The 25,902-nt window shown below is 68.4% G+C and carries 30 protein-coding genes; 5 read left to right on the plus strand and 25 right to left on the minus strand.

The window, feature by feature from the left end:
- Positions 1-314: STAS domain-containing protein (locus PKH97_RS02085; protein ID WP_324385744.1), on the minus strand; the 314-nt coding region annotated here is incomplete at its 3' end.
- 126 nt (positions 315-440) lie between these two features.
- On the opposite strand from PKH97_RS02085, the gene PKH97_RS02090 reads away from it, so the two are divergent.
- Positions 441-1,082: a cob(I)yrinic acid a,c-diamide adenosyltransferase gene (locus PKH97_RS02090; RefSeq protein WP_324385745.1), complete on the plus strand. Its 642-nt coding sequence runs from the start codon at positions 441-443 to the stop codon at positions 1,080-1,082.
- Here PKH97_RS02090 and PKH97_RS02095 read toward each other — a convergent pair.
- The 16 genes from PKH97_RS02095 to PKH97_RS02170 form a co-directional block, all read right to left on the minus strand.
- Positions 1,079-1,519: a DUF2550 family protein gene (locus PKH97_RS02095; RefSeq protein ID WP_324385746.1), complete on the minus strand. Its 441-nt coding sequence runs from the start codon at positions 1,517-1,519 to the stop codon at positions 1,079-1,081. The genes PKH97_RS02090 and PKH97_RS02095 overlap by 4 nt on opposite strands.
- 18 nt (positions 1,520-1,537) lie before the next feature.
- Positions 1,538-1,807 carry a F0F1 ATP synthase subunit epsilon gene (locus PKH97_RS02100; protein ID WP_324385747.1) on the minus strand — a complete coding sequence of 90 codons (270 nt, stop codon included), beginning with the start codon at positions 1,805-1,807 and terminating at the stop codon, positions 1,538-1,540.
- 190 nt (positions 1,808-1,997) lie between these two features.
- The gene (gene atpD, locus PKH97_RS02105) at positions 1,998-3,455 is read right to left on the minus strand and encodes a F0F1 ATP synthase subunit beta (protein WP_324385748.1); all 1,458 of its coding nucleotides are present in this window, start codon (positions 3,453-3,455) and stop codon (positions 1,998-2,000) included.
- A gap of 16 nt (positions 3,456-3,471) precedes the next feature.
- Positions 3,472-4,374 carry a F0F1 ATP synthase subunit gamma gene (locus tag PKH97_RS02110; RefSeq protein ID WP_324385749.1) on the minus strand — a complete coding sequence of 301 codons (903 nt, stop codon included), beginning with the start codon at positions 4,372-4,374 and terminating at the stop codon, positions 3,472-3,474.
- Between the two features lie 42 nt (positions 4,375-4,416).
- On the minus strand, positions 4,417-6,051 hold the full coding sequence (gene atpA, locus PKH97_RS02115; protein WP_324385750.1) for a F0F1 ATP synthase subunit alpha: 1,635 nt from the start codon (positions 6,049-6,051) through the stop codon (positions 4,417-4,419).
- A 103-nt stretch (positions 6,052-6,154) separates the two neighbouring features.
- Positions 6,155-6,964, minus strand: a complete 810-nt coding sequence (locus PKH97_RS02120) for a F0F1 ATP synthase subunit delta (protein ID WP_324385751.1) — start codon at positions 6,962-6,964, stop codon at positions 6,155-6,157.
- Positions 6,964-7,533 carry a F0F1 ATP synthase subunit B gene (locus PKH97_RS02125; protein WP_324385772.1) on the minus strand — a complete coding sequence of 190 codons (570 nt, stop codon included), beginning with the start codon at positions 7,531-7,533 and terminating at the stop codon, positions 6,964-6,966. The genes PKH97_RS02120 and PKH97_RS02125 overlap by 1 nt, the downstream gene beginning before the upstream one ends.
- An 81-nt stretch (positions 7,534-7,614) precedes the next feature.
- A complete protein-coding gene (atpE, locus tag PKH97_RS02130) occupies positions 7,615-7,821 on the minus strand; it encodes an ATP synthase F0 subunit C (RefSeq protein WP_048697661.1) in 207 nt (68 codons plus the stop codon).
- 109 nt (positions 7,822-7,930) lie between these two features.
- Positions 7,931-8,743, minus strand: a complete 813-nt coding sequence (gene atpB, locus PKH97_RS02135) for a F0F1 ATP synthase subunit A (protein WP_324385752.1) — start codon at positions 8,741-8,743, stop codon at positions 7,931-7,933.
- A gap of 84 nt (positions 8,744-8,827) precedes the next feature.
- Positions 8,828-9,046, minus strand: coding sequence for a hypothetical protein (locus PKH97_RS02140; protein ID WP_324385753.1), 219 nt, complete (start codon positions 9,044-9,046; stop codon positions 8,828-8,830).
- 44 nt (positions 9,047-9,090) lie between these two features.
- A complete protein-coding gene (locus PKH97_RS02145) occupies positions 9,091-9,531 on the minus strand; it encodes a hypothetical protein (protein WP_324385754.1) in 441 nt (146 codons plus the stop codon).
- Positions 9,532-9,544: 13 nt separating this feature from the next.
- The gene (locus PKH97_RS02150) at positions 9,545-10,654 is read right to left on the minus strand and encodes an MraY family glycosyltransferase (protein ID WP_324385755.1); all 1,110 of its coding nucleotides are present in this window, start codon (positions 10,652-10,654) and stop codon (positions 9,545-9,547) included.
- Between the two features lie 10 nt (positions 10,655-10,664).
- Complete coding sequence (gene glyA, locus PKH97_RS02155) at positions 10,665-11,933, minus strand: serine hydroxymethyltransferase (RefSeq protein ID WP_324385756.1); 1,269 nt, start codon at positions 11,931-11,933, stop codon at positions 10,665-10,667.
- A gap of 50 nt (positions 11,934-11,983) precedes the next feature.
- The gene (locus PKH97_RS02160; RefSeq protein ID WP_324385757.1) at positions 11,984-12,706 is read right to left on the minus strand and encodes an L-threonylcarbamoyladenylate synthase; all 723 of its coding nucleotides are present in this window, start codon (positions 12,704-12,706) and stop codon (positions 11,984-11,986) included.
- Positions 12,707-12,788: 82 nt separating this feature from the next.
- On the minus strand, positions 12,789-13,094 hold the full coding sequence (locus tag PKH97_RS02165; RefSeq protein WP_324385758.1) for a carboxypeptidase-like regulatory domain-containing protein: 306 nt from the start codon (positions 13,092-13,094) through the stop codon (positions 12,789-12,791).
- 126 nt (positions 13,095-13,220) lie between these two features.
- Entirely contained in the window at positions 13,221-13,640 is a 420-nt protein-coding gene (locus PKH97_RS02170; protein WP_324385759.1) for a hypothetical protein, read from the minus strand.
- Positions 13,641-13,841: 201 nt separating this feature from the next.
- On the opposite strand from PKH97_RS02170, the gene PKH97_RS02175 reads away from it, so the two are divergent.
- From PKH97_RS02175 to PKH97_RS02185, 3 genes are all read left to right on the plus strand, one after another.
- Positions 13,842-14,258, plus strand: a complete 417-nt coding sequence (locus tag PKH97_RS02175) for a hypothetical protein (RefSeq protein WP_324385760.1) — start codon at positions 13,842-13,844, stop codon at positions 14,256-14,258.
- Positions 14,259-14,402: 144 nt separating this feature from the next.
- Positions 14,403-15,830: a histidine kinase gene (locus PKH97_RS02180; RefSeq protein ID WP_324385761.1), complete on the plus strand. Its 1,428-nt coding sequence runs from the start codon at positions 14,403-14,405 to the stop codon at positions 15,828-15,830.
- Entirely contained in the window at positions 15,827-16,441 is a 615-nt protein-coding gene (locus PKH97_RS02185) for a response regulator transcription factor (protein ID WP_324385762.1), read from the plus strand. Before PKH97_RS02180 ends, PKH97_RS02185 begins: the two co-directional genes overlap by 4 nt.
- A 133-nt stretch (positions 16,442-16,574) precedes the next feature.
- Here the strand turns inward: PKH97_RS02185 and PKH97_RS02190 are convergent, their stop codons facing one another.
- The 4 genes from PKH97_RS02190 to rpmE form a co-directional block, all read right to left on the minus strand.
- Positions 16,575-16,715: a hypothetical protein gene (locus PKH97_RS02190; RefSeq protein ID WP_324385763.1), complete on the minus strand. Its 141-nt coding sequence runs from the start codon at positions 16,713-16,715 to the stop codon at positions 16,575-16,577.
- A 77-nt stretch (positions 16,716-16,792) separates the two neighbouring features.
- A complete protein-coding gene (prmC, locus tag PKH97_RS02195; RefSeq protein WP_324385764.1) occupies positions 16,793-17,671 on the minus strand; it encodes a peptide chain release factor N(5)-glutamine methyltransferase in 879 nt (292 codons plus the stop codon).
- Between the two features lie 6 nt (positions 17,672-17,677).
- Positions 17,678-18,754, minus strand: a complete 1,077-nt coding sequence (prfA, locus tag PKH97_RS02200; protein ID WP_324385765.1) for a peptide chain release factor 1 — start codon at positions 18,752-18,754, stop codon at positions 17,678-17,680.
- A gap of 117 nt (positions 18,755-18,871) precedes the next feature.
- Positions 18,872-19,087, minus strand: coding sequence for a 50S ribosomal protein L31 (rpmE, locus tag PKH97_RS02205; RefSeq protein ID WP_324385766.1), 216 nt, complete (start codon positions 19,085-19,087; stop codon positions 18,872-18,874).
- A gap of 181 nt (positions 19,088-19,268) precedes the next feature.
- Here rpmE and PKH97_RS02210 point away from each other — a divergent pair, with 181 nt between their 5' ends.
- The gene (locus PKH97_RS02210; RefSeq protein ID WP_324385767.1) at positions 19,269-19,901 is read left to right on the plus strand and encodes a GNAT family N-acetyltransferase; all 633 of its coding nucleotides are present in this window, start codon (positions 19,269-19,271) and stop codon (positions 19,899-19,901) included.
- Between the two features lie 158 nt (positions 19,902-20,059).
- On the opposite strand, the gene rho is transcribed toward PKH97_RS02210, so the two are convergent.
- The 4 genes from rho to PKH97_RS02230 all read right to left on the minus strand — a co-directional run.
- Positions 20,060-22,177 carry a transcription termination factor Rho gene (rho, locus tag PKH97_RS02215; RefSeq protein WP_324385768.1) on the minus strand — a complete coding sequence of 706 codons (2,118 nt, stop codon included), beginning with the start codon at positions 22,175-22,177 and terminating at the stop codon, positions 20,060-20,062.
- A gap of 454 nt (positions 22,178-22,631) precedes the next feature.
- Positions 22,632-23,594: a homoserine kinase gene (gene thrB / locus PKH97_RS02220; RefSeq protein WP_324385769.1), complete on the minus strand. Its 963-nt coding sequence runs from the start codon at positions 23,592-23,594 to the stop codon at positions 22,632-22,634.
- A complete protein-coding gene (gene thrC / locus PKH97_RS02225) occupies positions 23,591-24,688 on the minus strand; it encodes a threonine synthase (protein WP_324385770.1) in 1,098 nt (365 codons plus the stop codon). Before thrC ends, thrB begins: the two co-directional genes overlap by 4 nt.
- A gap of 3 nt (positions 24,689-24,691) precedes the next feature.
- Positions 24,692-25,902: homoserine dehydrogenase (locus PKH97_RS02230; protein WP_324385771.1), on the minus strand; the 1,211-nt coding region annotated here is incomplete at its 5' end.

A 25,902-nucleotide genomic window follows, 5' to 3' on the forward strand; every position in this document is an offset into this window, starting at 1 on the left:
AGCGCGAGCCGGCGCAGCAGCCGCTCGGAGCGCGCACTCGCCGCAATCAGACGCATCTCGTGCCCGCGCCGTCGGCCCCGCCGATGACACTCCACGAGCAGACCGAGCGCCGTGGCATCGCCAAGCTCGGCATCGCTGAGGTCGAGGTGCAAGGGCGAGATCGCGTTGTCGATGATGTCGTGCAGTTCGGCGCGCAGATCGGCGGCCGTATGCCCGTCGATCCGCCCAGCCACGCAAATCAACGTGCCGTGCGCGCCCGTGGTCACCGTAACCGTCGGCCGTTCGGTGATCACCCGCGTCAGTGTTGCCGCCATCCGAAGCCCCCTAATTTTCCCGCTGTCGTTGTTATATACGGCGTAGACCCCTTTTCGGTTGTATGACACACATCACAATCCGGTCTCGTCGCCTGACACCGCGGGCGATGGGGCAGGCTGGCAGTCATGGTCAACCTCACCCGGATCTACACCCGCACCGGCGATCAGGGCACGACGGCGCTCGGGGATTTCAGCCGGACGGCGAAGACCGATGTGCGCCTGGCCGCGTATGCCGACACCAATGAGGCCAATGCGGCCATCGGCATCGCGTTGGCTGCCGGCAACGTCCGCGACGATGTGCGCGCCACCTTGCTGCGCGTCCAGAACGACCTCTTCGACGTCGGCGCCGACCTCGCCACTCCGCTGCGTCCGAGCTATGCCTATGAGCCCTTGCGGGTACGCAGCGCCTGGATCGACGAGCTCGAAGCCGATTGCGATCGGTACAACGCCGAGTTGGAGCCGCTGCGCTCCTTCATCCTGCCCGGGGGAAGCCCCGCCTCGGCCTACCTCCACCTGGCCACGACGATCACCCGGCGGGCCGAGCGTTCGACGTGGGCGGCGATCGCGACATACGGCGATCAACCGGCACCCGAGGAGGAGGCCGGCGGCGTCAACCCCGAAGCGGCGACCTATCTCAACCGGCTCTCGGATCTGCTCTTCATCCTGGCCCGGGTGGCCAATCTCGACGCCGGCGGCGATGTGCTCTGGCAGCCGGGTGGCGGACGGGCCGAGGCGCCGCAGCGGCGCGCGCGGCAGTCCGACCGCTAGGTGAACTGCCCGGGGATGTTCACGTTGAACCCGGGGGGCGAGCTCTCGGTCCACGCGCGGATCGCGGTCAGCCCGGACTGGGCCATCGCGATGTCGAAGTTCTGGCCAGCGAAGCTTCCCGGCGCGGCGATCGGATCGGTTAGGCCGGGAATTGCCTCGCGGGCCGGTGCGGGTGAGCCCAGCACCATCCCGGCGCGCTCCCAGGTGCGCTCGGGACGCAGACTCGGGCCGATAACCGAGAACCAGTCGAGACGATCGGCCCCAAAACGCAGCAACCCCAACCGCCATTGAGGGGTGGTTGGGGTTCGCAAGGCGCAGAGCAGCATTGGTCGGCCGGCGGCGATCACATGTCGCCGCACAAAAAGAAAGAGCAGCAGGCTAACCGCAATCAGGATGACAGCCCCGGCCGCCGCTTCTGCGAGGTGCAGTGGCGACATCGGACCGGCCGGTTTGGGTCAGCTGCTCAGGCTGGTCGCGTCGACCAGCTCTGAGACGATCGTTACCTGGTCACTGTCGACGGACAGGAAACCCCCGTCGATGGTTGCGGTCTGCAGGCCGTCGACCCCGTGGATCCGGACCTCGCCCTTGTCCAGCACGACGAGCGTGGGCTCGTGCCCCGGCAGGATGCCCATGTCCCCATCGATGGAGCGTGCGGAGACCATGGTTGCCTCGCCCGACCAGACAGCCCGGTCGGCAGCAACGAGATCGACGTTCAGGGGGGCCATGCGGAGTCCCTTCACATTGTGGTGGCTTCGGGGAGCTTTGCGTCAGTCTAGCGTCTCTGGCCAGCTGCCCAGACCACCCCAGCGGCGGATACCCGATCGCCAACCCCTCTTCGTCGAGTGCACGTTGGCGCGTCGCTCACGCGACGCCCCAACGTGCACTCGACGGGGGTGGGGGTGGTGCCCCGCTAGGTCAGAGGTTCTTTTGGATCTCCGCCCACTGACGCTCGACGTCATCGAGTCCACCGCACATGAAGAAGGCCTGCTCACCGACGTGGTCGTAGTCGCCGTCGGCGATCTTGGTGAAGGCCTCGATGGTGTCGGACAGGGGGACCGTCGACCCTTCGATGCCGGTGAACTGCTTGGCGACGTAGGTGTTCTGGGACAGGAAGCGCTGGATCCGGCGGGCCCGGTTGACGAGGATCTTGTCCTCCTCGGAGAGCTCGTCGATGCCGAGGATGGCGATGATGTCCTGGAGTTCCTTGTTGCGCTGCAGGATCTGCTTGACGCGGACCGCGGTGTTGTAGTGCTCCTCGGTGATGTAGCGGCGGTCGAGGATTCTGCTGGTCGAGGTGAGCGGGTCCACGGCCGGATAGATACCGAGTGAGGCGATCTCACGCGAGAGCTCGGTGGTCGCGTCCAAGTGGGCGAAGGTCGTCGCCGGGGCGGGGTCGGTGTAGTCGTCGGCCGGCACATAGATCGCCTGCATCGAGGTGATCGAGTGGCCACGCGTGGAGGTAATGCGCTCCTGGAGCACACCCATCTCGTCGGCGAGGGTGGGCTGGTACCCCACGGCGGACGGCATCCGACCGAGAAGCGTCGAGACTTCGGAACCGGCCTGGGTGAACCGGAAGATGTTGTCGATGAACAGCAGCACGTCCTGGTTCTGGACATCGCGGAAATACTCCGCCATGGTCAGCGCCGACAGGGCGACGCGCAGGCGGGTGCCCGGCGGCTCGTCCATCTGGCCGAAGACCAGGGCCGTCTGGCCGAGAACTCCGGCCTCCTCCATCTCGACCATCAAGTCGTTGCCTTCACGGGTGCGCTCGCCGACACCGGCGAAAACCGACACACCACCGTGGTCGCGCGCGACTCGGGCGATCATCTCCTGGATGAGGACTGTCTTGCCCACACCGGCGCCGCCGAAGAGGCCGATCTTGCCACCTTGGACATAGGGCGTCAGCAGGTCGATGACCTTGATGCCCGTCTCGAACATGATGGTCTTTGACTCGAGCTGGTCGAATGCCGGGGCCGGGCGGTGGATGCCCCAGCGTTCCTGGACGTCCAACGTCTCGCCGGGCTCGAGGTTGAGGCAGACACCCGTGGTGTTGAAGACCTTGCCCAGGGTGACATCACCGACCGGCACGCTGATCGGGCCACCGGTGTCGTGCACCTGGGAGCCACGGACGAGGCCGTCGGTCGGCTGCAGGGAGATCGCCCGCACCATGTTGTCGCCGATGTGCTGGGCCACCTCGAGGTTGAGGCCCTTGGTCTCCCCGTCCAGGGTGACCTCGGTGGTCAGCAGGTTGTACTGGTTAGGCATGGCGTCGGCGGGGAACTCCACGTCGACGACCGGGCCGATGATGCGCGAGATGCGTCCGACACCACCGGCGGTGGCGGTCTCGGAGGTCTCCGGGAGGGTGGCAGTCATATCTGTCTTCTACCTTCTACTTGGACTCGGCGAGGGCGCTGGCGCCACCGACGATCTCGCTGATCTCTTGGGTGATCTCGGCCTGGCGAGCCTGGTTCGCCAACCGGGTGTAGGTATTGATGAGGTTCTCGGCGTTGTCCGTCGCGGACTTCATGGCCCGCTGGCGAGCGGCCAGTTCGGACGCCGCTGCACTGAGCATGCAGGTCCAGATCCGCGCCGTCACATAGCGAGGCAGCATCGCCTTGAGCACCTCTTCGGCGCTGGGCTCGAACTGATAGAGCGGCAGAAGCGACCCGTCGTGCCCGGCTTCATCCGGGGCATCCACGACCTCGATGGGCAGCAGCCGCAGTACCCGCGGCTCCTGGTTGACCATCGTGTTGAAGCGCGTGTAGACGATGTGAATCTCATCGACGCCGCCCTCCTCGCTGGGCCGAAGGAAGTCCTCGACCAGCCGCTCGGCGATCTCGCGAGCCCTCTCGACCTGCGGCTTCTCGGTGTTGCCCGTCCACTCGGTGGCATACTCGCGACCGCGGAACTTGTAGTAGGACACGGCCTTTCGACCCACGAGATAGGGCAGGACCTCCTTGCCTGCCGCCCGCAGATCGCTGATCAGCCGCTCGCTCTCCTTGATCGCACCCGACGCGTAGGCGCCGGCCAGACCGCGGTCGCTCGTCAACACCAGCACGCCGGCCCGGGTCGGGTTGTCCACTTCGGACGTCAGCGGATGCTTGTAGTTGCTGTGCGTAGCCAACGCCGAGAGCGCCCGGGTCAACGCGTGCGTGTACGGCGCCGACTCCAGCACCGATTGCCGCGCCTTGACCACGCGCGATGCCGCCATCAGCTCCATCGCCCGGGTGATCTTCTTGGTCGCCGACACCGAGCGGATGCGCTGCCGGTAGACCCGGATCTGCGCTCCCATACGTTAGCCGCCTCTCTGCTTCGTCAGCTCGTCCGGTGCGCGTCAGCGCTGACGGACGATCTGCTCCTGGTCGATCTCGTGGTCCAGCGATCCCGGGTCGGCCTCGTGGCCGACGGGGACCTGGTGGGCGCCCGAGGGATCGAACTGCTTCTTGAAGGCGTCGACCGCGTCCGTCAGGGACTTCTCGGTGTCGTCCTCGAACTTCGTGGTCTCCCGAATGGTGTCGAGGATGCCCTTGTGTTCGCGGCGCAGGTAGTCGAGGAACTCGGTCTCGAACTTGGAAACGTCCTCGACCGCGATGCTGTCGAGCTTGCCGGTGGTGCCCATCCAGATGGAGACGACCTGCTCCTCGACGGGGTAGGGGCTGGACTGCTTCTGCTTGAGCAGCTCGACCAGTCGGCCACCGCGGGCGAGCTGGGCGCGCGAGGCCGGGTCGAGGTCGGAGGCGAACATCGCGAAGGCCTCGAGCGCACGGAACTGGGCCAGGTCGAGCTTGAGTCGACCGGACACCTGCTTCATGGCCTTGATCTGCGCGGCACCACCGACACGGGAGACCGAGACACCCACGTCGATCGCCGGGCGGACGTTGGAGTTGAACAGGTCGGCCTGGAGGTAGATCTGGCCGTCGGTGATCGAGATGACGTTGGTCGGGATGTAGGCCGAGACGTCACCGGCCTTGGTCTCGATGATCGGCAGGCCGGTCATCGACCCGGCACCCAGGGCGTCCGACAGCTTTGCGCAGCGCTCGAGCAACCGGCTGTGCAGGTAGAAGACGTCGCCGGGGTAGGCCTCGCGGCCCGGCGGGCGGCGCAGCAGCAGCGAGACGGCGCGGTAGGCCTCGGCCTGCTTGGACAGGTCGTCGAAGACGATCAGGACGTGCTTGCCCTGATACATCCAGTGCTGGCCGATGGCCGAGCCCGTGTAGGGCGCGAGGTACTTGAAGCCCGCCGAGTCCGACGCCGGGGCGGCGACGATCGTGGTGTATTCGAGCGCGCCCGCGTCCTCGAGGGTGCCGCGGACCGACGCGATGGTCGAGCCCTTCTGGCCGATCGCGACATAGATGCAGCGAACCTGCTTCTCCGGGTCGCCCGTCTCCCAGAACTCCTTTTGGTTGATGATCGTGTCGACGGCGACCGTGGTCTTGCCGGTCTGGCGGTCACCGATGATCAGCTGGCGCTGACCGCGGCCGATCGGCGTCATCGCGTCGACGGCCTTCAGGCCGGTCTGCAGCGGCTCGTGCACCGACTTGCGGGAGACGACGTTGGGGGCCTGCAACTCCAGCGCGCGGCGGCCTTCGGCCGGAATGTCCCCGAGGCCGTCGATGGGCTGGCCGAGCGGGTTGACCACGCGGCCGAGGAAGGCGTCGCCGACCGGCACCGAGAGGACCTCGCCGGTGCGCTTGACCGTCTGACCTTCTTCGATATTGGAGAAGTCACCGAGGATGACGACACCGATCTCGTGGACGTCGAGGTTGAGCGCGATGCCCAAGGTCCCGTCCTCGAACTGCAACAGCTCGTTCGTCATGGCCGAGGGCAGTCCCTCGACGTGCGCGATGCCGTCGCCGGCGTCGATGACGCGGCCGACCTCCTCCCGAGAGGCCGTGCCGGGCTGGTAGGACTGGACATAGCTGTCCAGCGCGTCCCGGATCTCCTCGGGACGGATCGAAAGCTCCGTCATCTCTGTTTCTCTCCTTCGCGGAACCGCACGGGGCGGTTGGTGTGCGGTTCGTAGGGTGCTGCGCTTGTCACGGTGATGCTTATCCGGCGTCGCGCCGGTGAGGTCAGGCGCCGAAGTGGCGTCGGGCCCCGTCGATCTTGCGGGCGATCGTTCCGTCGATGACCTCATCCCCCACCTGGACCTTGAGCCCACCGACGACCGCGGGGTCGAGGATGGACTGGATCTGGATCGGGCGGCCATACAGATTGGCCAGCGACTCACTCAGGCGGACGCGTTCGGCGCCGCCCAGTTCGGTCGCCGAGGTGACGACAGCCGTCAACTGGCCGCGTCGCTTGGCGATCAGGTCGAGGTAGCCGTCGAGGACGGCGTCCAGGCGCCGGTCGCTGCGGCTGCCCACGGCCTGTGCGGCCAGCGCCACCGTCTCCGGCGCCGCCTTGTCGCTGAGCAGCCGGGTGACCAGTTCCACCTTGCCCTTGAGGTCACCTTGGCGGTTGGTCAGGGCGTCGCGCAGGGCCGGCGTCGAGTCGACGATCCGCTCGAAGCGGAAGAGCTCGTCCTCGACGCCCTGCAGGCGCCCCGCCCGGTCCGCGTTCTCGGCAATCGCTTCGACGCCGAACTCGCGGATGGTGTCGGTCAGGTCGCGCTCCTCGGCCCACCGCTGCCCGGCCAACACGGCGATCACATGCGTCGCCTGGTCGGACACCTTGCCGCCGAACAGCCGCCGAGCGAGCGCGTCCTTGGCCGCACCTTCGCGCGAGGGGTCGGTCAATGCCCGGCGCAGGGTCGCATTGCCGTCGACCGTCGTGGCCGCTGCGAAGAGCTGGTCGGCGAGCGCCATCGGATCGATGGAGCCGATGACCTCGGCGAGGGCGCCGAGGCCCGCCTTGGCCGCCGCCCGAGAACTGCCCCGCATCAGGAATCGACCTTCTCCGGACGCACCGAGCCCGACTCGAGCTCGGCCAGGAAGCGATCGACGATGCCCCGCTGGCGCGCCTCGTCATGGAGGGACTCTCCGACGATCTTGCTGGCCAGGTCGGTGGACAACCGCCCGACTTCGCCGCGCAGGCTGGCCGCGGCCTGGGCCCGTTCGGCCTCGATCTGACGGTGCGCCGATTCGGTGATGCGAGTGGCCTCGGACTGTGCCTGACCGCGCATCTCCGCAACAATCTGCGCACCCTGGGCGCGCGCGTCCTCGCGGATCTGGGTGGCCTCGGTGCGGGCCTGCTTGAGCTGGGCTTCGTACTGCGCCTTGGCGGCCTCGGCGGCAGCCTGGGCCTCCTCGGCCTGGGCCATGCCACCTTCGATGGCGGCCGCGCGGGCGGCATACGCCTTCTCCAGGTTGGGCACGACCTTTGTAGCGATCACCCAGTACAGGACACCGAAGGCCAGGATGCCGAAGATGAGTTCGCCATAGAGCGGCAGGATCGGGGTCCGGTCGGCAACGGGGTCGCCACCGGCCTCACCCTCCGCGGCGAGGCTCACCAGCTGCGTCAGCGCTGCTGTGATGTGCACGGCGTTCTCCTAGTGCTGGTTCTGCGGGACTGATGCGCGGGACTCGGCAGATCAGCGGAAGACGAAGGCGAGAACCAGACCGAAGATGGCCAGCGCCTCGGCGAGCGCGAAGCCGAGGATCGCGATGCCCTGCAGCATGCCGCGGGCTTCCGGCTGGCGCGCGACGCCGTTGATGAAGGCGGCGAAGATCAGGCCGATACCGATACCGGGGCCGATCGCCGAGAGGCCGTAGCCCAGGATCGCAATGTTGCCTTGCATGAAAGGTCCTCTTTCATTGTGGGATCCGTCCGGCACCGCGCCGTCGGACGTTCTGCGGGGGTTTATTCAGTTGTGTCAGGGAATGCGGCGGGCGGGCCGGACCCGAAGATCAGTGCTCGCTGTGGATGGCGTCGCTGATGTAGGTCGCGGCGAGCAGGGTGAAGATGTAGGCCTGGAGGAACTCGATCAGAGCCTCGAAGGCAGTGAAGACCAGGGCCATCAAGAAGGAGCCGATCGAGGTGATCTTGAGGCCGATGCCGCCGTGGATCAGCATGTACTCGCCGCCCATGATGAACAGCAGGAGGAGCATGTGGCCGGCGAACATATTGCCGAAGAGTCGCAAGGCGAGGGTCAGCGGCCGGATGATGAAGTACGTGGCGTACTCGAGGGGGATGATCAGCAGATAGATCGGCTTCGGCAGGCCCCGCGGGATCATCTCCGACAGGTAGCGAACGGGCCCCTTCTTGCGGATGCCAGCGATGTGATAAACGACGTAGACGATCAGGGTCAGCGCGATGGGGAAGCCGATGCGCGACATCGTTGGGTACTGGATCGGCGGGATGATGCCGAAGAGATTGTTCAGCAGGATGCACATGAACAGGCTGAAGAGCAGCGGCGTGAACCGCAGGAAATCCTTGCTGCCGATGGTGTCGCGACCGATGCCATTGCGCACGAAGTCGTAGGCCTGCTCGACCAGCCACTGCCCCTTGCTGGGGACAATCGCGGCCTTCTTCGTCAGGGCCACCAGGGCAACGCTCAGGATGAGGATCGAGATCGCGAAGGTGGCCATCGGCCGGGTAAAGGTCCAGTCGCCACTGCCGAAGATGGGCCAGTAGAACTCTTGCGGAGACGGAGCGTGGAAGCCTTCACCATCACCGGCCGTCGGCAGTGCGAGGGCACTTCCCAACAGGGTCAGACTCACGTGGTCTCCTCGTGGCAACTCGATTCAGTTCAACACCCTCGACAGCGCCGATCGACCGGGCCGATCCGGGGTCTGGCGGGGAAGTCAGGACCTACCGTACCGGACCCAAACCAGGTAGAGCGACACGGCACCACCGATCAGGACACCTGGCAAGACCAGCCAATCCGTGCCGAGAATTCGATCGAGCAAATAGGCGGGCAGGCCGAGCATGATCGGGCCGGTCAGCATGTAGGCCATGGCATCCCACATGGGCGGGGTCACGCGCGGCTCGTGGCCCGCATCCAGACGTTCTAGGGGGGTCATCGGCCGCTCGGTTCCGTCCGGGTCTCGCTCGGGGCCGGGCGCGCTCACGGCGTGTCGTAGACCGGGCGGCGGGCGCGCAGGTAGCCCAGGATGCTGAACGCCTGCCAGACGAGCGCAACCACCAGGGCCGTCAGGCCGAAGACCCTGCCGTCGAGCCAGTCGGCGTCCTGCAGTAGCAAGATCACCAGCAGCAAAAAGATCAGTTGCCCGAAGAAGACCGCGAGCGCCGTCGCCATGAAGATCAGCGGCTGCCGGACGGTCGCGAACCGGATCATCACGATCATCCCGAGCGCGAAGAAGGTGAGCGTGACGGCATACCCCAAGAAGGAGCCGAGCACGCCCTTGCCGCCGCCCGTCAGCGCGGCGATCACCAAGGCGATGGGGCCGACGAGGATTGTCGGTATGGCAGCGGTGCGCAGCATCGCGGTCAGCGGCGTCGTCGCGGGGCGGGCCGGGGCGGCATACGCCTTGGTGGAGTCGCTCACGAGGCAAAGTATCTCAATACTTCTTGGGGCGATGGCCGGCCGCGGAGAAGCGCGGGAGCCAGCGGGTCAGCCCGAGGGCCAACATGAGCAGGCCGGCGAGGAGGGCGGTCGCCCCGCCGGCCGGGAGGAAGAAGTAGGCGACGCTGCCCACCGACGCGACCGCAGCCCACAGCCACAGCAGGAGCACGGCCCGTCGGTGGCCGTGACCGATCCGCAGCATTCGGTGGTGGAGATGTTGGGCGTCCGGGCTCCACGGGTGCCGACCGGCGCGAGTGCGGCGGATGACCGCGAGCAGCACATCGAGCAGGGGCAGCAGCAGGATTCCCGTGGGGACGAGCAGGGGGAGCACACTCGCCTTGACCGCATTGGCGGAAACCTGAGCCGGGCTGATGCCCGTCGTGGAGATCATCGCGGCGGCCAGGAGCAGCCCGAGCAGCAGGGCCCCGCTGTCGCCCATGAACAGCCGCGCCGGATAGAAGTTGTGCGGCAGGAAGCCAAGGCAGCACCCCGCGAGCGCCGCGGAGACGAAGGTCGCCGAGCTGAAGACATTCGGCGGATCGAAGGTGCGCGAGATGGAGTAGCTGTAGGCGAAGAAGGTCAACGCGGCGATCGCGACCACTCCCGAGGCCAGGCCGTCGAGGCCGTCGATGAAGTTGACCGCATTGGTCGCCACGACGACCGTGAAGATCGTCAGAAGCACCAGCAAAGGGGCGGGCAGCACGGTCGTGACCCCGAAGACCGGGATGCTGAACAACTGCACGCCGAGGAAGGCCATCAACCCGGCGGCGATGATCTGCCCGGCGAACTTGGTCAGCGCATCGAGTTCGACGACATCGTCGATCGCGCCCACCGCGCAGACGATGGCGCCCCCGAGAAGCACGCCCCAGATCTCCGGGGTGTCGAAGACGGCCCGCAGGTAGGGCAGTTTGGTCGCCACCAGGGTCGCAGCGAGGAAGCCGACGAAGACCGCCACTCCCCCCAGGCGCGGGATCGGCACGGCGTGCACATCTCGGTCGCGGACCTGCGTGAAGGCACCGACCCGCACGGCGAGCCGGTAGGCCGCGGGCACGGCGACATAGGTCGCCACCATGGCGACGAGCAGGACGAAGAGGTACTCGCGCACCTAACTGCTGCTAGCGGGGGTATGCCGGGAAGCGCGTGACCAGTTCGGTCACCTGCCCCCGGACCTCCTTGCTCACCGCGTTCTCCGGGTCCGCGTCGCCCTTGGTCACGGCGGTCGCGATCAGGTCGGCGATCGTGCGCATCTGCTCGGTGCCCATACCCTGGGTGGTCACGCAGGGCGTGCCGACCCGGATGCCCGAGGCGACCGACGGCGGCGCGGGGTCGAAGGGGATGGCGTTCTTGTTGAGCACGATGCCCGCCGCATCGGCTCGGGCCTCGGCGTCCTTGCCCGTCACCCCGACGGCCTGCAAGTCGTGCAGCGAGAGGTGGGTGTCGGTGCCGCCGGTGGTGGGCCGGATGCCGTGCTCGGCCAGGCTGGTCGCGAGGACCGAGGCGTTCTCGACGACCTGGCGGGCATACGCGGCATACTCCGGGGTCGCGCACTCCTTGAAGTTGACCGCCTTGGCCGCGATGGTGTGCATCTGCGGGCCGCCCTGCATCATCGGGAAGACGGCCTTGTCGATCGCCGCCTGATGCTCGGCGCGACAGACGATGGCGCCTGAGCGCGGCCCGCGCAGGACCTTGTGCGTCGTGAACGAGACGACATCGGCATACGGGACGGGGCTAGGGATGGCCTTGCCGGCGACCAGACCGATGAAGTGGGCGGCATCGACCCAGAAGATCGCGCCCACCTCGTCGGCAATCGCCCGGATGCGCTCGAAGTCGATCAGCCGCGGGATCGCGGAGCCGCCAGCGCAGATGACCTTGGGCTGGTGCTCCTTGGCCAACGCCTCCATCTGCGCGTAGTCGATGTCTTCGGTGTCTTTGTCGACGCCGTAGTGGACGGCATTGAACCATTTGCCGGAGAAGGAGATCTTGGTGCCGTGTGTCAGGTGGCCGCCATGCGGCAGGCTCATCGCCAGGATCGTCTCGCCCGGCTTCATGAAGGCGCCATAAACGGCCTGGTTGGCGCTCGCGCCGCTGTGCGGCTGGACGTTGGCGTGGTCGGCCTCGAAAAGGGCCTTGCACCGGTCGATCGCGATGGTCTCGGCCTTGTCGACCTCGGCGCAGCCGCCGTAATAGCGCCGGCCCGGGTAGCCCTCGGCGTACTTATTCGACAGCGTTGAGCCTAGGGAAGTCAGCACGCGGGGGGAACTGAGGTTCTCGCTGGCGATCAGCTGCAGTCCGCCGCGGATGCGGTCGAGCTCGGACAGGAGCACGCCGGCGATGTCAGGGTCAAAGGCGGCCAGTTCGTCGTAGTCGGAACCGTAGAAGGTCATCGCGCTGCTCCAGGTGTCAATGGGGAGGCCGGTCTTGTCACTCTAGGCCCTCAGGCATGATCGCCCAGGGCCTCGTCCGCATGCAGCGCGGGCGCGTCGTCGTCCGCGTCACCGTCCGTATGCCGTTCGCGCGCCTGCTCCCCCAGCGCGGCGATGGCGCTGAGATCATCCTCGCTGATCGCGCCCTCTCGCAGCACGACCGGGGCCGGGCCGGTGCAGTCGAGGATGGTCGAGGGCTGCTGGGTGGCCCGGGGGCCGCCGTCGACATAGACGGCAACGGCGGCGCCGAGCTGGGTCGCGGCCTCCAGGATGGTTGTGGCCGCGGGCTGGCCGTGGAGGTTCGCGCTGGTCACGGCCATCGGGCCGGTCTCGGCCAGGACCGCCAAGGCGATCGGGTCGTCCGGCATCCGGACCGCGACGGTGCCGTCGGTGTCGCCGAGATCCCAGTGCAGCGAGGGCTGGGCCGACAGGACGACGGTGAGCGCGCCGGGCCAGAAGCGCTCGACCAGGTCACGGACATACGGCTGGATGTCGGTCGCGATGCCGTCGAGGGTGCGGACTTGACCGATGAGCACGGGTGGCGGGACGTCGCGGCCGCGGCCCTTGGCAGCGAGCAACGCACTCACTGCAGCGGCATCGAAGGCGTCACAGCCGATGCCGTAGACGGTGTCGGTGGGCAGGACCACCAGGCTGCCGTCGCGGACGGCCGCGACCGCCTGGGCGACGGCGTCCGCGCGAGTGGGCTCGGTGGTGGCATCGACGACGGGACTCACGGGGGCAAGGGTATGTCGGCCGGCTGTCGGGGGCGGTATCGATGAGTGATATCGCGGCCCTGACCGCGATATCACTCATCAATCAGGGGAGCACGCGGTCCGGGACCACGAAGTCGATCTTGGTGTACTTCGTCGCGACCACCGTCACCGGTTGCGCCCCGTCGAGCGTGAACGCCGGGCGGTACTCCCCCGGCATCACGCGCTTGAAGACGTACCGCCCCGCGGCATCGGTGTAGGCCTTGACGATATCGTCCGGTCCCGACAAGGTCTCGAATGGGAACTCCTCGCCGTAAAGGCGAACCCAGACCTCCCCGAGCGGCTTGCCTAGGGGGCCGGTGACGAGGCCGGGGATGGTCGCGCCGAAGCGCAGGCGCGTACCGGGCAGCACACCCGTCGACCCGGCAGTGAGAGTGGGGCAGATGTGGCGGTCGGGGCACAAGATAGGACCGAGTCGGCCGATCCGGCAAGGGGCGGCGTCACATCGTGACGAAGGGAACGACCTGTTCAGAGCGGGTCAGGGGTGGGAGCTGCCCGCGGCGAGGCGCTTGGCGAGCAGATCCTTCAGGGCCATCGACTCACCATCGCGCTCACCCACGCGCAGGGGGGCCGGGCTCGGGGGCAGCTCGACGCCCTTGACCCGGCCGAGGAGCAAGGGCGGACAGGAGAGGATGAAGAAGTTGGCGTCCGCGTCGACCGCGACCGACCGATCCGGCAGGAGATACCAGCCGTGGCGGCCGGTGCGATAGCGCGCATTGCCGCGGTATGGCCGCGCGGTCAGTTCGCTCGTCGGGAGTCCGGCGGCCTGGGCTTGGGTGACGAAGTCGGCGATCAGCCGGCGGCCGACCTCGGCCTCCCCCGCCCTGGCCCGCGCGAGGGCGGCAGCGTGGAAGTCGGCGTTCTCCTTGGCCTTGGCGCTCCAGTCCTGCTCGCTCATCAGCCCAGTATGTCGGCCGCGCGATTCGTGGTGGCGAGTCGGCAGCCAGGCATGACACCTAGTCAGTTGCGTGGCAGGCAGGCGGGACTGAACCGGCCAGTCGAGCAAGGACTAGGACCAAGGTCCAATGGCGGGTGGCCACGGTGCGGGCGCACGCTGGGCGCGGTTGCCGGAGAGACCGGCGGCCGAAGGAGGATCGTGATGTCCCAGACTCGCGCACACCGCGCCACCACTCGCCGCGCCACCACCGCGGCAGCCGCCATCGTCGTCGCCCTCGGTATCGGCATGCCCGCCGCCAGCGCGGGTGACGGCGAAGTGCGCACCTCGGGCGCCTGCAGCCGGACCGCTGATTGGAAGTTGAAGGCCAAGCCGGACAACGGTCGGATCGAGATGGAGTTCGAGGTGGACGCCAACCGCGTCGGGCAGACCTGGAACGTCGAGATCCGCGACAACGGCATCCTTGTGCACTCCGGTACGCACCGGACCGTGGCACCGAGCGGATCCTTCTCGATCACAAAGCGGATCGCCAATCGGGCCGGTTCCGATGTCTTGACGGCGCGCGCAGTTCGCCCGGCCACCGGGGAAGTGTGCTCGGGGCGGCTGACCTTCCCGGGTTGACGGATCGCGGCCGAGCCCAGCGCAAATCGCCGAACTGGCGCCGGCGGCCGGATAGCGGGGGACTGGCCGGACCCGCAGGGCTATTCGGCGCCAGAGCCGACCTGCCACACTCCAGAGCGGACGACGCCATGACAGATCGAACCAGTGCCTGAGCCCTCGGCCCTAAGGAGTGCCGCGCCGGTCCCGGAAGCCGGGGCCGGTGCCGCGGCACGCCGCTGGCATACGTTCTCGACGTCCGCGACGCGCGAGGCGGAGCCCGCGGCCATCAGCCCGAGGCGCATCTTCACCCAGTTGTTCGCCGTCGTGCTCGTCCTGCTCCTGCTCGTGGGCGGAGCGAGCGCTCTGGTCGCGCGATCGCTGGCGGAGCGAGAGGCAGTCAGTGATGCTGCGGACCTGGCCGATGTGCTTGCGGAAGCCGTCGTGCAGCCCGCCATGACGAAAGCGCTGGCCGACGGCGACCCGGCGGCCGTCCACGCCTTCGACGCCTTGATCCACGAGCGGATGCTGGCCCGCAATGTCGTGCGGGTCAAACTCTGGACCGACCGTGGCCGGATCCTCTATGCCGACGAGCCGAAACTCGTTGGCGAGATATTCGCTCTCAGCGAGGAACAACGCGAGGTGTTGCGCAACCCGCAGACCCACGCGGAGATCTCCCGGTTGACCGAGTCAGAGAATGCCTTCGAACACGCCGACCGGCTGGTCGAGGTCTATCGGCCGGTGTGGTTCCCCGACAAGACGACCGCGCTCTTCGAGATCTACGTCTCCTATAACCCCGTCGGCGACCGGACCGCGACCCTATGGCGCAGTTTCGCCGCGCTGACCATGGCGAGCCTGGTGCTGCTGGCCATCTTGCCCATCCCCTTCCTCTGGCACCTGCTCGGTCGGCTCCGTCGTGGAGAACGGCTACGGGCTGATCTGTCCGAACGTGCCCTGGATGCGTCGGCGCGCGAGCGCCGACGGATCGCGGCCACCTTGCACGATGGCCCAGTCCAGGAGTTGGCCGCGACATCCTTCGCGATCGCCGGCGGTGCAGCCGCGGCTCAGTCCCGGGGCGACGTGGCCGCCGCCCGCGATCTCGGTGATGCGGCCACGGTCGTGCGCCGCAGCATCCGGTCGCTGCGCACCCTGCTGGTCGACATTTATCCGCCGAGTTTGGAACATTCGGGTCTTGAGGCGGCGCTGACCGACCTTGCGCAAGGGGTCCGCGGCGAGGGAGTCGCCGTTCGGGTCCACCTGGACCCAGGTGTCGAGGATCGCCTCGGAGCCAAGGACGCCCGCCTGGTCTTTCGCGTCACTCAGGAGTGTCTGCGCAACGCCGGGCAGCACGCGGGTCCGGCGACGGTGCAGGTGCGCCTGGCGGCCGCGGGTCCGCAGGCCGTTCTCGACATCGTCGATGACGGGGTTGGCTTCGATATCGCTGCGGCACTAGCGGATCCAGCGCCTGGGCACTTCGGATTGCGGGTGCTGAGCGACCTCGCGGGTGAAGCAGGCGCCCGACTGGAGGTCGCGAGCGAACTCGGCGCGGGAACACATTGGCGCCTGACCGTGACCCCGACGAAGGAATCGTCATGATCCGCGTGCTCATCGTCGATGACCATCATCTGGTCCGCAGCGGTATCCGCACCTTGTTGTCCGCGGATCCCGGGATCGAGGTCGTCGGCGAGGCCGCGAACGGCCACGAGGGCGTGGCGGGGGCGGCGCAGCATACGCCCGATGTGGTGCTGATGGATCTGTCGATGCCGCAACTCGACGGCGTCGCGGCCACGCGCGCTATCACGGCGGCGGGGACCGCGGGGGCGGTGGTGGTGCTGACCAGTTTCTCCGACCGGGACCGCGTCAAGGAGGTGCTGGCGGCCGGAGCCACCGGCTATGTGCTCAAGGACTGCGAGCCCGGCGAGTTGCTCGCGGCGGTGCGCAATGCAGCCTCGGGGCAGGTGCCGCTCGATCCGAGGGTGGCGGGGGCGCTGCTTCCGCGGGTGGGGCAGTCCGCCAGGCCGGCACTCTCGCCGCGCGAGATCGACGTGCTGCGGCTCGTTGCTCAGGGACTCGCCAACAAGCAGATCGGGCGGGCTTTGGGGATCACCGAGCGGACGGTGAAAGCGCACTTGGGGAGGGTGTTTCGCGAAATCGGTGTGCCTGACCGGACGAGTGCAGCCTTGTGGGCGAGGGATCACCTGGGCTGAAGGCTGCGCGGCGCGGGGAAGCCGGCTTGTGCTGGGTGGTGTGGCGAGGTCGGCGGTGTGGGCAAAGGTCGGCGGTCTCAACCCCCAAGGCGTGCACGGAGCGTCGACCCGTGCACGAGCGTGCGACCGGAGGTCAGCGCGTGGCGGTCGTGCGCGGCAGAACGACCACAGCGCTGCCGCCGCGGGCGGGGTAGGCCTTGATGGCGGCCGCGAGCTCGAGGTCGGCGGCGGTGGGACGAAGGCCGACGATGATGTTCTTAAGGAACTTGCGCATGTATCCAGCATGAAGCAGCCGAAGCCATGCGTCCAATAGCTATTGGTTAAGTGATCCATGCACTGTTTGCATGGGACTCAGAAGGCCCGGCGGCCAGCCAGGGCGCGCGGGCGACCGGCCAGGTCGCGGTGATCCACCAGGTCGAACCAGTCGCCGGCGCTTGCGAGCGCACGGCTCAGGCCCGGCCCTTGCGCGTCCGCGTGCTCCATCACGAGCACGCCCCCCGGCTTCAGCAGGGTCGCCGCGCACGCCGCCACCAGCCGCGGGATCGCGAGCCCGTCCGCGCTGCCGCCGTAAAGCGCGAGTTCAGGATCGTGGTTGCGCACCTCGGGATCGATCGGCACCTGGCCGGTCGGGATGTATGGCGGGTTGCTCACGACCACGTCCACGCTCCCGGCCAGCTCGGGGAAGGCCCCGACCGCGTCCCCCAGCCGCAGCTCCACGTCGAGGCCGAGCAACTCGCGATTGCGCTGCGCCCAGGCATACGCGTGCTCTGACTTCTCCACCGCCAAGATGCGCGCGGCCGGCAACTCGTCCTTGACAGCCAGCGCGATCGCCCCCGACCCGGTGCACAAGTCGACGACGACCGGCTCCCGTATGCCGGCGGCCACCGCCTCGCGCGCCGCCTCCAGCGCGAGACCGGTCACCACCTCAGTCTCCGGCCGCGGGACGAACACACCCGGGCCGACGGCAAGCGTCAGCCCGCGGAAATAGGCGCGCCCGGTCAAGTGCTGCAACGGGATTCGCGCCGAGCGCTCGGCGATCAGATCCGCCAGCCGACTGGTGGCGACGTCGTCGATCGGGTCGCGCAGGACCATCCGGCGGCGCACCTCGCTTGTCGGCACCCCGAGCACGAAGGACGCGAGTTCGACGGCGTCGGCGTCGGGCGAGGCGATCCCGGCGGACGCGAGCTGGGCACGGGCGGCGGTCAGAACGGCATACAGGCTCGGGGTCATCGCGCGTCAGTTGCCGCCGACGGCGGCAAGGCGCGCGGCTTCGTCGGCGCTCATCAGCGATTCGATCGCCGGGTCCATCTCGCCGCCGAGGAAGATGTCGAGGTTGTAGGCCTTGTAGCCGGTGCGGTGGTCGCTGATGCGGTTCTCGGGGAAGTTGTAGGTGCGGATGCGCTCGGAGCGGTCGACCGTGCGCACCTGCGACTTGCGGGCATCGGATGCGGCGGCGTCCGCCTGCTCCTGGGCGATCTGGTGCAGCCGGGCGCGGAGTACGCGCATCGCGGACTCCTTGTTCTGCAACTGGGACTTCTCGTTCTGGCACGAGACGACCGTGCCGGTGGGGAGGTGGGTGATGCGGACGGCCGAGTCGGTGGTGTTGACGCTCTGCCCGCCCGGTCCGGAGCTGCGATAGACGTCGATCCGAAGGTCGTTGGGGTCGACATGGACGTCGATTTCCTCGGCCTCGGGCATCACCCACACTCCCGCCGCGGACGTATGGATGCGCCCCTGGCTCTCGGTGACCGGCACCCGCTGGACGCGGTGCACCCCGCCTTCGAACTTCAAGCGCGCCCACGGGGCTTCGTCGGGGCCGGGCGTGCCCTTGGCCTTGACGGCCACCTGGACGTCTTTGTAGCCGCCGAGGTCGGACTCGGTGGCGTCGATGACCTCGGTGCGCCAGCCGCGCTTCTCGGCATAGCGCAGATACATCCGCAACAGATCGCCGGCGAAGAGCGCGGACTCCTCGCCGCCCTCCCCCGCCTTGATCTCGAGGATGACGTCACGGTCGTCGTCGGGGTCGCGGGGAATCAGCAGGCGGCGCAGGCGCTCGTGCGCGGCTTGCTCGGCCTCCTCCAGAGCGGGGACCTCTTCCGCGAAAGCGGCGTCTTCGGCGGCGAGCTCGCGGGCAGCGCCGAGGTCGTCGTGGGCCGCGTGCCACGCGTGGTAGGCGGCGACGACGGGGCCGAGGGCTGCATACCGGCGGCCGACCTCGCGCAGGCGGGCCTGGTCGGCGATGACCGCCGGGTCGGCCATGGCTTGCTCGCACTCGGCATGCTCGGCGAGCAGGGCATCGACGGATTCGAACACGGCCGGGACTCCTTTGACGGGTGGCGAGGGGTCAGCACTGGTGAGGCGGCGGCATACGGGCAGGGAAATGCGAACGCGCCGGCTCGCCTATGAGGGCGAACCGGCGCGTCGGGAAAGCTACTTGGCGGCCTTCTTGCCGTAGCGGGCCTCGAAGCGGGCCACGCGGCCACCGGTGTCGAGGATCTTCTGCTTGCCGGTGTAGAACGGGTGGCAGTTGCTGCAGACGTCGGCGTGGATGACGCCGTTCTTGGCGGTGCTGCGGGTGGTGAAGCTGTTGCCGCAGGTGCAGGTCACCGTCGTCTCGGCGTAGGCCGGGTGGATGTCCTTCTTCATGGGGTGCTCCTCGATCGTGGGCCGGGTCGGCGAGTCGGGCTCGCTCTGCGCCATCGGTGGCGCGCGCCGTGAACCGGTCCGAAGGAATAGTGTGCCAGAGCGGCACACGCTCTCCCAAACGCGCGCGGGCGCCGGCGCATTCCCTCCGGGACGCTCCCGGGCGGGCCGCATACTTGCCGGTGTGAGCGAGGACAAACCGAGCAAGCGACGTACGCCCCCGATCACCCCTGCGAATCTGGCGCGAGCGCTGCGCCGGGAGCGGGACGAGGCGCCCACGGACGTCGAGCCGGCCGAGTCGGCGCCCGCGGGGCCGGTGATCCGACGGGCCACCGCGCGCGATCTCGCGTCAGTGGTGGCCCTGCGGGCGCTGATGTTCACCGCACTGGGGGCGGGGGCCGAGGCCGTGGCCGACAATGCCTGGCAGGCCGCCGCCCACCGCTGGTTGCAGGTGCACATGGGCAACCCGCGGGTCTACATCTGCGTCGCCGACCTCAACGGCTCCGCGGTCGCCTGCTCGATCGGCGAGGTCGTGGATCGCCCGCCGTCGCCGGCCAACCCGTCGGGGCGAGTCGGCATGCTGGGCAATGTCGCGACCTTCCCCGAATACCGGATGACCGGGCTCGGGCAGGCCTGCGTCGATGCGGTCATGGCGTGGTTCCGCGACGAGACCGACGTTTCCAGCGTCGAACTCTTCGCCACCCCCGAGGGCCGGCGCCGGTATGCCGCGCACGGCTTCACCGAGCACGAGTTCCCTCAGCTCCGGGTCACGTTGGACCGGACGCCCCCGGACCTAACCTCTGCTAGCAGCGTTTAGGTGACGTCGAGCAGGGTCTACCCTGCTGAAGGTCACCTAAGGTGTGCTAAGTCGGGGGCACGTGGGGCGGCGAGGGATCGCCCGGCAGATAGCGAGCGGGGACCGGCGGGCGTCGAGCCCATCCGGTCCCCGCTGCACTTGTGCTGGAACGGATCCAGTCAGTCGTTCTCGTCGTCGAGACGGATCGAACTGGTCTGTTGCACCTGAACCAAGAACTCGTAGTTGCTCTTGGTCTTCTTGAGCCGGTCGATCAGCAACTCCACGGCCTGCTGCGCATCGAGCGCGGACATCACCCGGCGCAGCTTCCACATGATCTTCAGCTCTTCGGGGGCGAGCAGGATCTCTTCGCGGCGGGTGCCCGAGGGGTTGACGTCGACGGCCGGGAAGATGCGCCGGTCGGCGAGCTGGCGCGAGAGGCGCAGCTCCATATTGCCGGTGCCCTTGAACTCCTCGAAGATGACCTCGTCCATCTTGGAGCCGGTCTCGACGAGTGCGGTCGCGAGAATGGTCAGCGAGCCGCCGTTCTCGATATTGCGCGCCGCACCGAAGAAGCGCTTCGGCGGGTAGAGCGCCGAGGAGTCGACACCACCGGAGAGGATGCGGCCACTCGCCGGGGCCGCGAGATTGTAGGCCCGGCCCAGGCGGGTGATCGAGTCGAGCAGGACCACGACGTCGTGGCCCATCTCGACCAGGCGCTTGGCGCGCTCGATGGCGAGCTCGGCGACCGTGGTGTGGTCGTCGGCGGGCCGGTCGAAGGTCGAAGCGATGACCTCACCCTTTACCGTGCGCTGCATGTCCGTGACCTCTTCGGGGCGCTCGTCGACGAGCACGACCATCAAGTGGGCCTCGGGGTTGTTGGTGGTGATCGCATTGGCGATCGCCTGCAGGATCAAGGTCTTGCCGGCCTTGGGCGGGGAGACGATCAGGCCACGCTGGCCCTTGCCGATCGGAGCGACCAGGTCGATGATCCGGGTGGTCAGCTGATTTGGCTCGGTCTCCAGGCGCAATCGCTCCTGCGGGTAGAGCGGGGTCAGCTTGCCGAACTCCGGCCGGTGGCGCGCGGCCTCCGGCGTCATCCCGTTGACGGTGTCGAGACGCACCAGCGGGTTGTACTTCTGACGCTGGTTGCGGCTGCCCGCCTGCACGGTCTGGGCCTCTTCGCCCTCGCGCGGCGTCTTGACCGCGCCGGTGACCGCGTCGCCCTTGCGCAGGCCGTGGCGCTTGACCATCCCGAGCGGGACGTAGACATCATTCGGCCCGGGCAGGTACCCCGATGTGCGCACGAACGCGTAGTTGTCGAGGATGTCGAGGATGCCCGCGCACGGTGTTAGAACATCGTCGTCGGCAACCTGCGGCTCCGCGTCGAACTCCCCGCCAGTGGGCTGACCGGGCGTGCGACGCTTGTCGCGGTTGCGACCACGATTGCGTCCGCGGCGGCGGCTGCCGGGCCCGTCCTCATCGTCATACCGGCCCTGTTGGCCCTGGTTCTGCTGCCCCTGCTGGGCGTCCTGCCGGCCTTGCTGGTCGCGGCTTTGCCCGTCGCGGTTCGGCTGGCCGTCGCTTTGGCGACCCTGGCCGTCGCGCTGCTGGGTGTCCCGTTGGCCGCGTTGGTTTTGCTCCCGGCCGTCGCTCTCGCGAGCCTGGCCGTCGCGGCCCTGCTGGTCCTGTTGGCCGCGCTGCTCGCCCCGGTCGCGATACTGCTCCCGATTGCGGTATGGCTGCTCGCGCCGGCCGCCGTCCACCGGCTCGCCGTCGCCGGTGCGCCCGTCCTCGCCGCTCTGGCTGTGTTCGCCCTGGCGACGAGAACCCTGGCTGCGGCGCTCGCCTTGGCGGTCCTCGCCCTGTCGGTCGGCAGCATCACGACGAGTCTGGGCGTCGCGGCGCGACTCGGCATCACGGCCGTCCGATCGCGTCTCTGCGCGGTCCTGCTCACGCGACGCGCTGTCCTCGCGAGAGATCGTCTCGCGCTCGGCCGCGCCCTCGAGCCGCTCGGCCCGCGGGGCGCCATCACCGCGAACACCGCGCACGACGCGGCGGTTGCCGGTGGCGGGGCGCTCGGTCGTGCCGGCGGAGGATGAGGGGGCGACGGGAGCGCCGGACTGCTTCGCCCTGATCACGTCGATGAGGTCACCCTTGCGCATCTTGGCGGTGCCGGAGATGCCCATGCTGCTGGCCAACCCCTGCAATTCGGCCAAACGCATTGCGGTGAGCGCGCCGGAGCGGCGCGGCTTCTCGCTCGCCGGTGCGGCGACGTCGAGAGTGGTGGTATCGGTCACGAAGGACCCTTTCCCTCGTCATGGGCGTTGTTCCGAGCGCGTCGGAAAGGCCCTGGATTACGTTGCAGCCGTAGGAAATCCGGCTACCTGAGGAAGTCCCCTGAATCGTCCCGTGCCCATGTCGGCCCGAGGGCACGCATGGGGGGCGATCATCAAGTGGATTGCATTCGCGAATCAAGAGCTCTGCGGCTTATGCGAGTTCGCTATTGCGGTAGCACTGTATCACCGCACTACCTCCCACAACGCAACCAGGATGTCGGGCATTCCCGCGTGCTGAGATGGTGGCACCCATCAGGGTACGGATGCCCGGACTTGCCTGGTCGCGGAATCCTGGATGAGCGTCTGCCGCTCCCGCGCCCGCCATGAGCCCTTCCTGACTCAAAAGGAGGCGGCATCAAACCCGTGCCGATTCAGGACGGGATGTACCGCAAATCTGCCGGCGATTATCCGTTGGCTACGCGTCCGAGACCGCGGGTACGACGGTGATCCCGGCGGCGGCGAAACCCGGGTCGAGCACCTGCCAGGGCCCGCCGGCCAGGGCCAGGACCTCCGCCGGCGCCGTCGTCAAGACCAATACCGATGGTCCGGCGCCGGAGATGACGGCCGCGTGCCCCGCGGCACGCAGGCGGTCCACGAGGGCCATCGATGCAGCGTACGACGGGCGGCGGGCTTCTTGATGCAACCAGTCGCGGGTGGCGGGGAGCAAGAACTGGGGGTCAGTGGTCAGCGCGTGCACGAGGAGGGCGGCGCGCGCGGAATTCGCCGCGGCATCGCGCAGGAGCACCTGGCTCGGCAGCACCGAGCGTGCGGTCGCGGTGCTCAGCTGGGTGTCGGGGCAGACGACGATCGGCCGCACGGCCGGGTGAGGAGTCAGGCATACCGTGCGCGTATGCGCGAGCGGCCCGGTCTCAGGCGCATCGTCCGGCCAGCTCAGCGTCAGTCCGCCGTAGACGCTGGCCGAGGAGTTGTCGGGGTGGCCCTCCATCTCGGCCGCGAGATCGTTGACAAAAGCGAGATCCATCGCCGCCGGCCCACCAGCCGCTAGGGCGGCCAACGCGCTCGCCGCACCGACGCCGGCGACGATCGCCGTGGCGGACGAGCCAAGGCCGCGGCCGTGCGGGACGGCGTTGACGCAACTCAGCGTCATACCGCCCGGGCGATCGACACCCAACGCATCCAATCCGCGCAGCAGCGAGCGGACGACCAGGTGGCGCTCGTCGGTGGGCACCGCGTCGGCTCCTTCACCGGTCGCGGCCACGCGGATGCCGGCTTCTTGGGTGATCGTCACCGTGCAACGGTCACGGATGTCCAGGCCCACGCCGATCGCATCGAACCCGGGGCCGAGGTTGGCGCTGCTCGCCGGGACGGTGACGGTGACCGACCGCCCCGGCTCCCACATCGGGAGCGAAGGAATCACCCCTCCAGGCCGAGCGCCACAGCCGCGCTGTAGACATCGACCGGGATTCGGGTGGGCGCGACCGACTGGCCGTCTAGGCCCTTGAGCGCCCAGTCCGGATCCTTCAATCCGTGGCCGGTGACGGTGCACACGATGGTCGCTCCGCTGGGCACTCCCCCGGCCGCATGCACCTTGAGCAGGCCCGCGACGCTGGCCGCCGACGCCGGCTCGACGAAGATGCCCTCCGTAGAGGACAGCAGCCGGTGGGCGGTGAGGATCTCGGCGTCTGTGACCGCCTCGATGCGCCCCCCCGAGTCGTCACGCGCCTCCTCGGCCTGCGTCCACGACGCGGGATTGCCGATCCGGATAGCGGTCGCAATGGTCTCGGGCGCATCGACCGGATGGCCGAGCACGATCGGCGCGGCACCAGCGGCCTGGAAGCCCCACATCTGCGGACGCTTCGTCGCGGGACCGTCGGCGACGTTCGGAATGCCATGTCCCGCAACGTATTCGCGATAACCCTTCCAGTATGCCGTGATGTTGCCGGCGTTGCCGACCGGCAGGCAGTGGATGTCCGGGGCATCTCCGAGCGCGTCGACGATCTCGAAGGACGCAGTCTTCTGGCCCTCGATCCGGGCCGGGTTCACCGAGTTGACGAGGTCGACCGGATAGACCTCGGCGAGCTTGCGGGCCACCGTCAGGCAGTCGTCGAAGTTGCCCTCGACCTGCAACAGCGTGGCGCCGTGGGCGATCGCTTGCGAGAGCTTGCCCATGGCGATCTTGCCGTCCGGGACAAGGACCGCACACGTCATACCGGCCTTGGTCGCGTAGGCAGCGGCACTGGCGCTGGTGTTGCCGGTGCTCGCACAGATAACGGCCTTTGCGCCGTGCTTGGCGGCCATCGAGATGGCGGTCGTCATGCCGCGATCTTTGAACGACCCGGTCGGGTTGAGCCCTTCGTACTTGACGAAAACCCGCGCGTCCACGCGCGCCGAGAGCTTCTCGGCCTCGATGAGCGGCGTCCCGCCCTCGTGCAGGGTGATGACAGGGGCACCGGCCAGCATCGGCAACCGATCGGCATACTCACGGATCACGCCACGCCACTGGTGGGCCATGGTTCACGCTCCTTCGACACGCATGACGGAGACGACCTCGGCGACCGACGGCGAAGCCGCCAGCGCATCGACCGTCGAGGACAGGGCGGACTCGGTGGCCCGGTGGGTGACGACCACGAGATTGGCGTGCGCCTCACCCGTGGCGGAGTTGGCGCGCACGTGCTGGCGCACGGTCTCGATCGAGACGTCATTGGCAGCGAACGCCTGGGCCACCTGGGCTAGGACGCCCGGCCGGTCCTCGACGTCGAGACTGATGTGGTAGCGCGTCGTGGACGTCCCGATCCCGAGCACCGGCAGATCAGCGTATGCCGATTCCCCCGGCCCGCGTCCGCCCGCCACCCGATGGCGAGCGACGGCCACGAGGTCGCCGAGGACGGCGGACGCGGTCGGGTCGCCGCCCGCGCCGCGCCCGTAAAACATCAGCTGGCCGGCGGCCTGCGCCTCGACGAAAACCGCGTTGTAGGCATCGCGGACCGAGGCGAGCGGGTGGCTGCGCGGGATCATCGCGGGGTGGACGCGCACATTGATGCCGTCCCCGTCGGGGCCGGTCGTGCGCTCGCAGATGGCAAGGAGTTTGACGACGCAGTCCATGGCCTTGGCGGCGGCGATATCGGCTGCCGTGACGTCACTGATGCCCTCGCGGAAGACGTCCGCACCACGGACCCGAGTGTGGAAGGCAAGCGAGGCAAGGATGGCGGCCTTGGCCGCAGCGTCGAAGCCCTCGACGTCGGCGGTCGGGTCGGCTTCGGCATAGCCGAGGGCCTGCGCCTGGGCGACGGTCTCCTCGAAACCGGCGCCGCTGGTGTCCATCTTGTCGAGCACGAAATTCGTTGTGCCGTTGACGATTCCGAGGACCTTGCGCACGTCGTCCCCGGCGAGCGACTCGCGGATCGGGCGCAGGATCGGGATGGCACCGGCGACCGCGGCCTCGTAGTAGAGGTCGACACCGGCGGCGTCGGCCGCGGCATACAGGGTCGGACCGTCCTCGGCGAGGAGCGCCTTGTTGGCCGTGATGACCGCCGCCCCGTTCGCCATCGCCGAGAGGAGCAGCTCGCGCGCGGGGTCGATGCCGCCGATGACCTCGATGACGATGTCGGCGCGGGTGACCAGTTCGGCGGCATCGGTGGTGAAGATCGCCAGGTCGACCGGCAGGTCGGTGCGGTCCTTGGCCGGGCGGCGCACGGCGATGCCGACCAGCTCGACGGGCGCGCCGA

This window comes from Nostocoides sp. (assembly GCF_035343835.1).
Taxonomy (GTDB): Bacteria; Actinomycetota; Actinomycetes; order Actinomycetales; family Dermatophilaceae; genus Nostocoides_A; species Nostocoides_A vanveenii.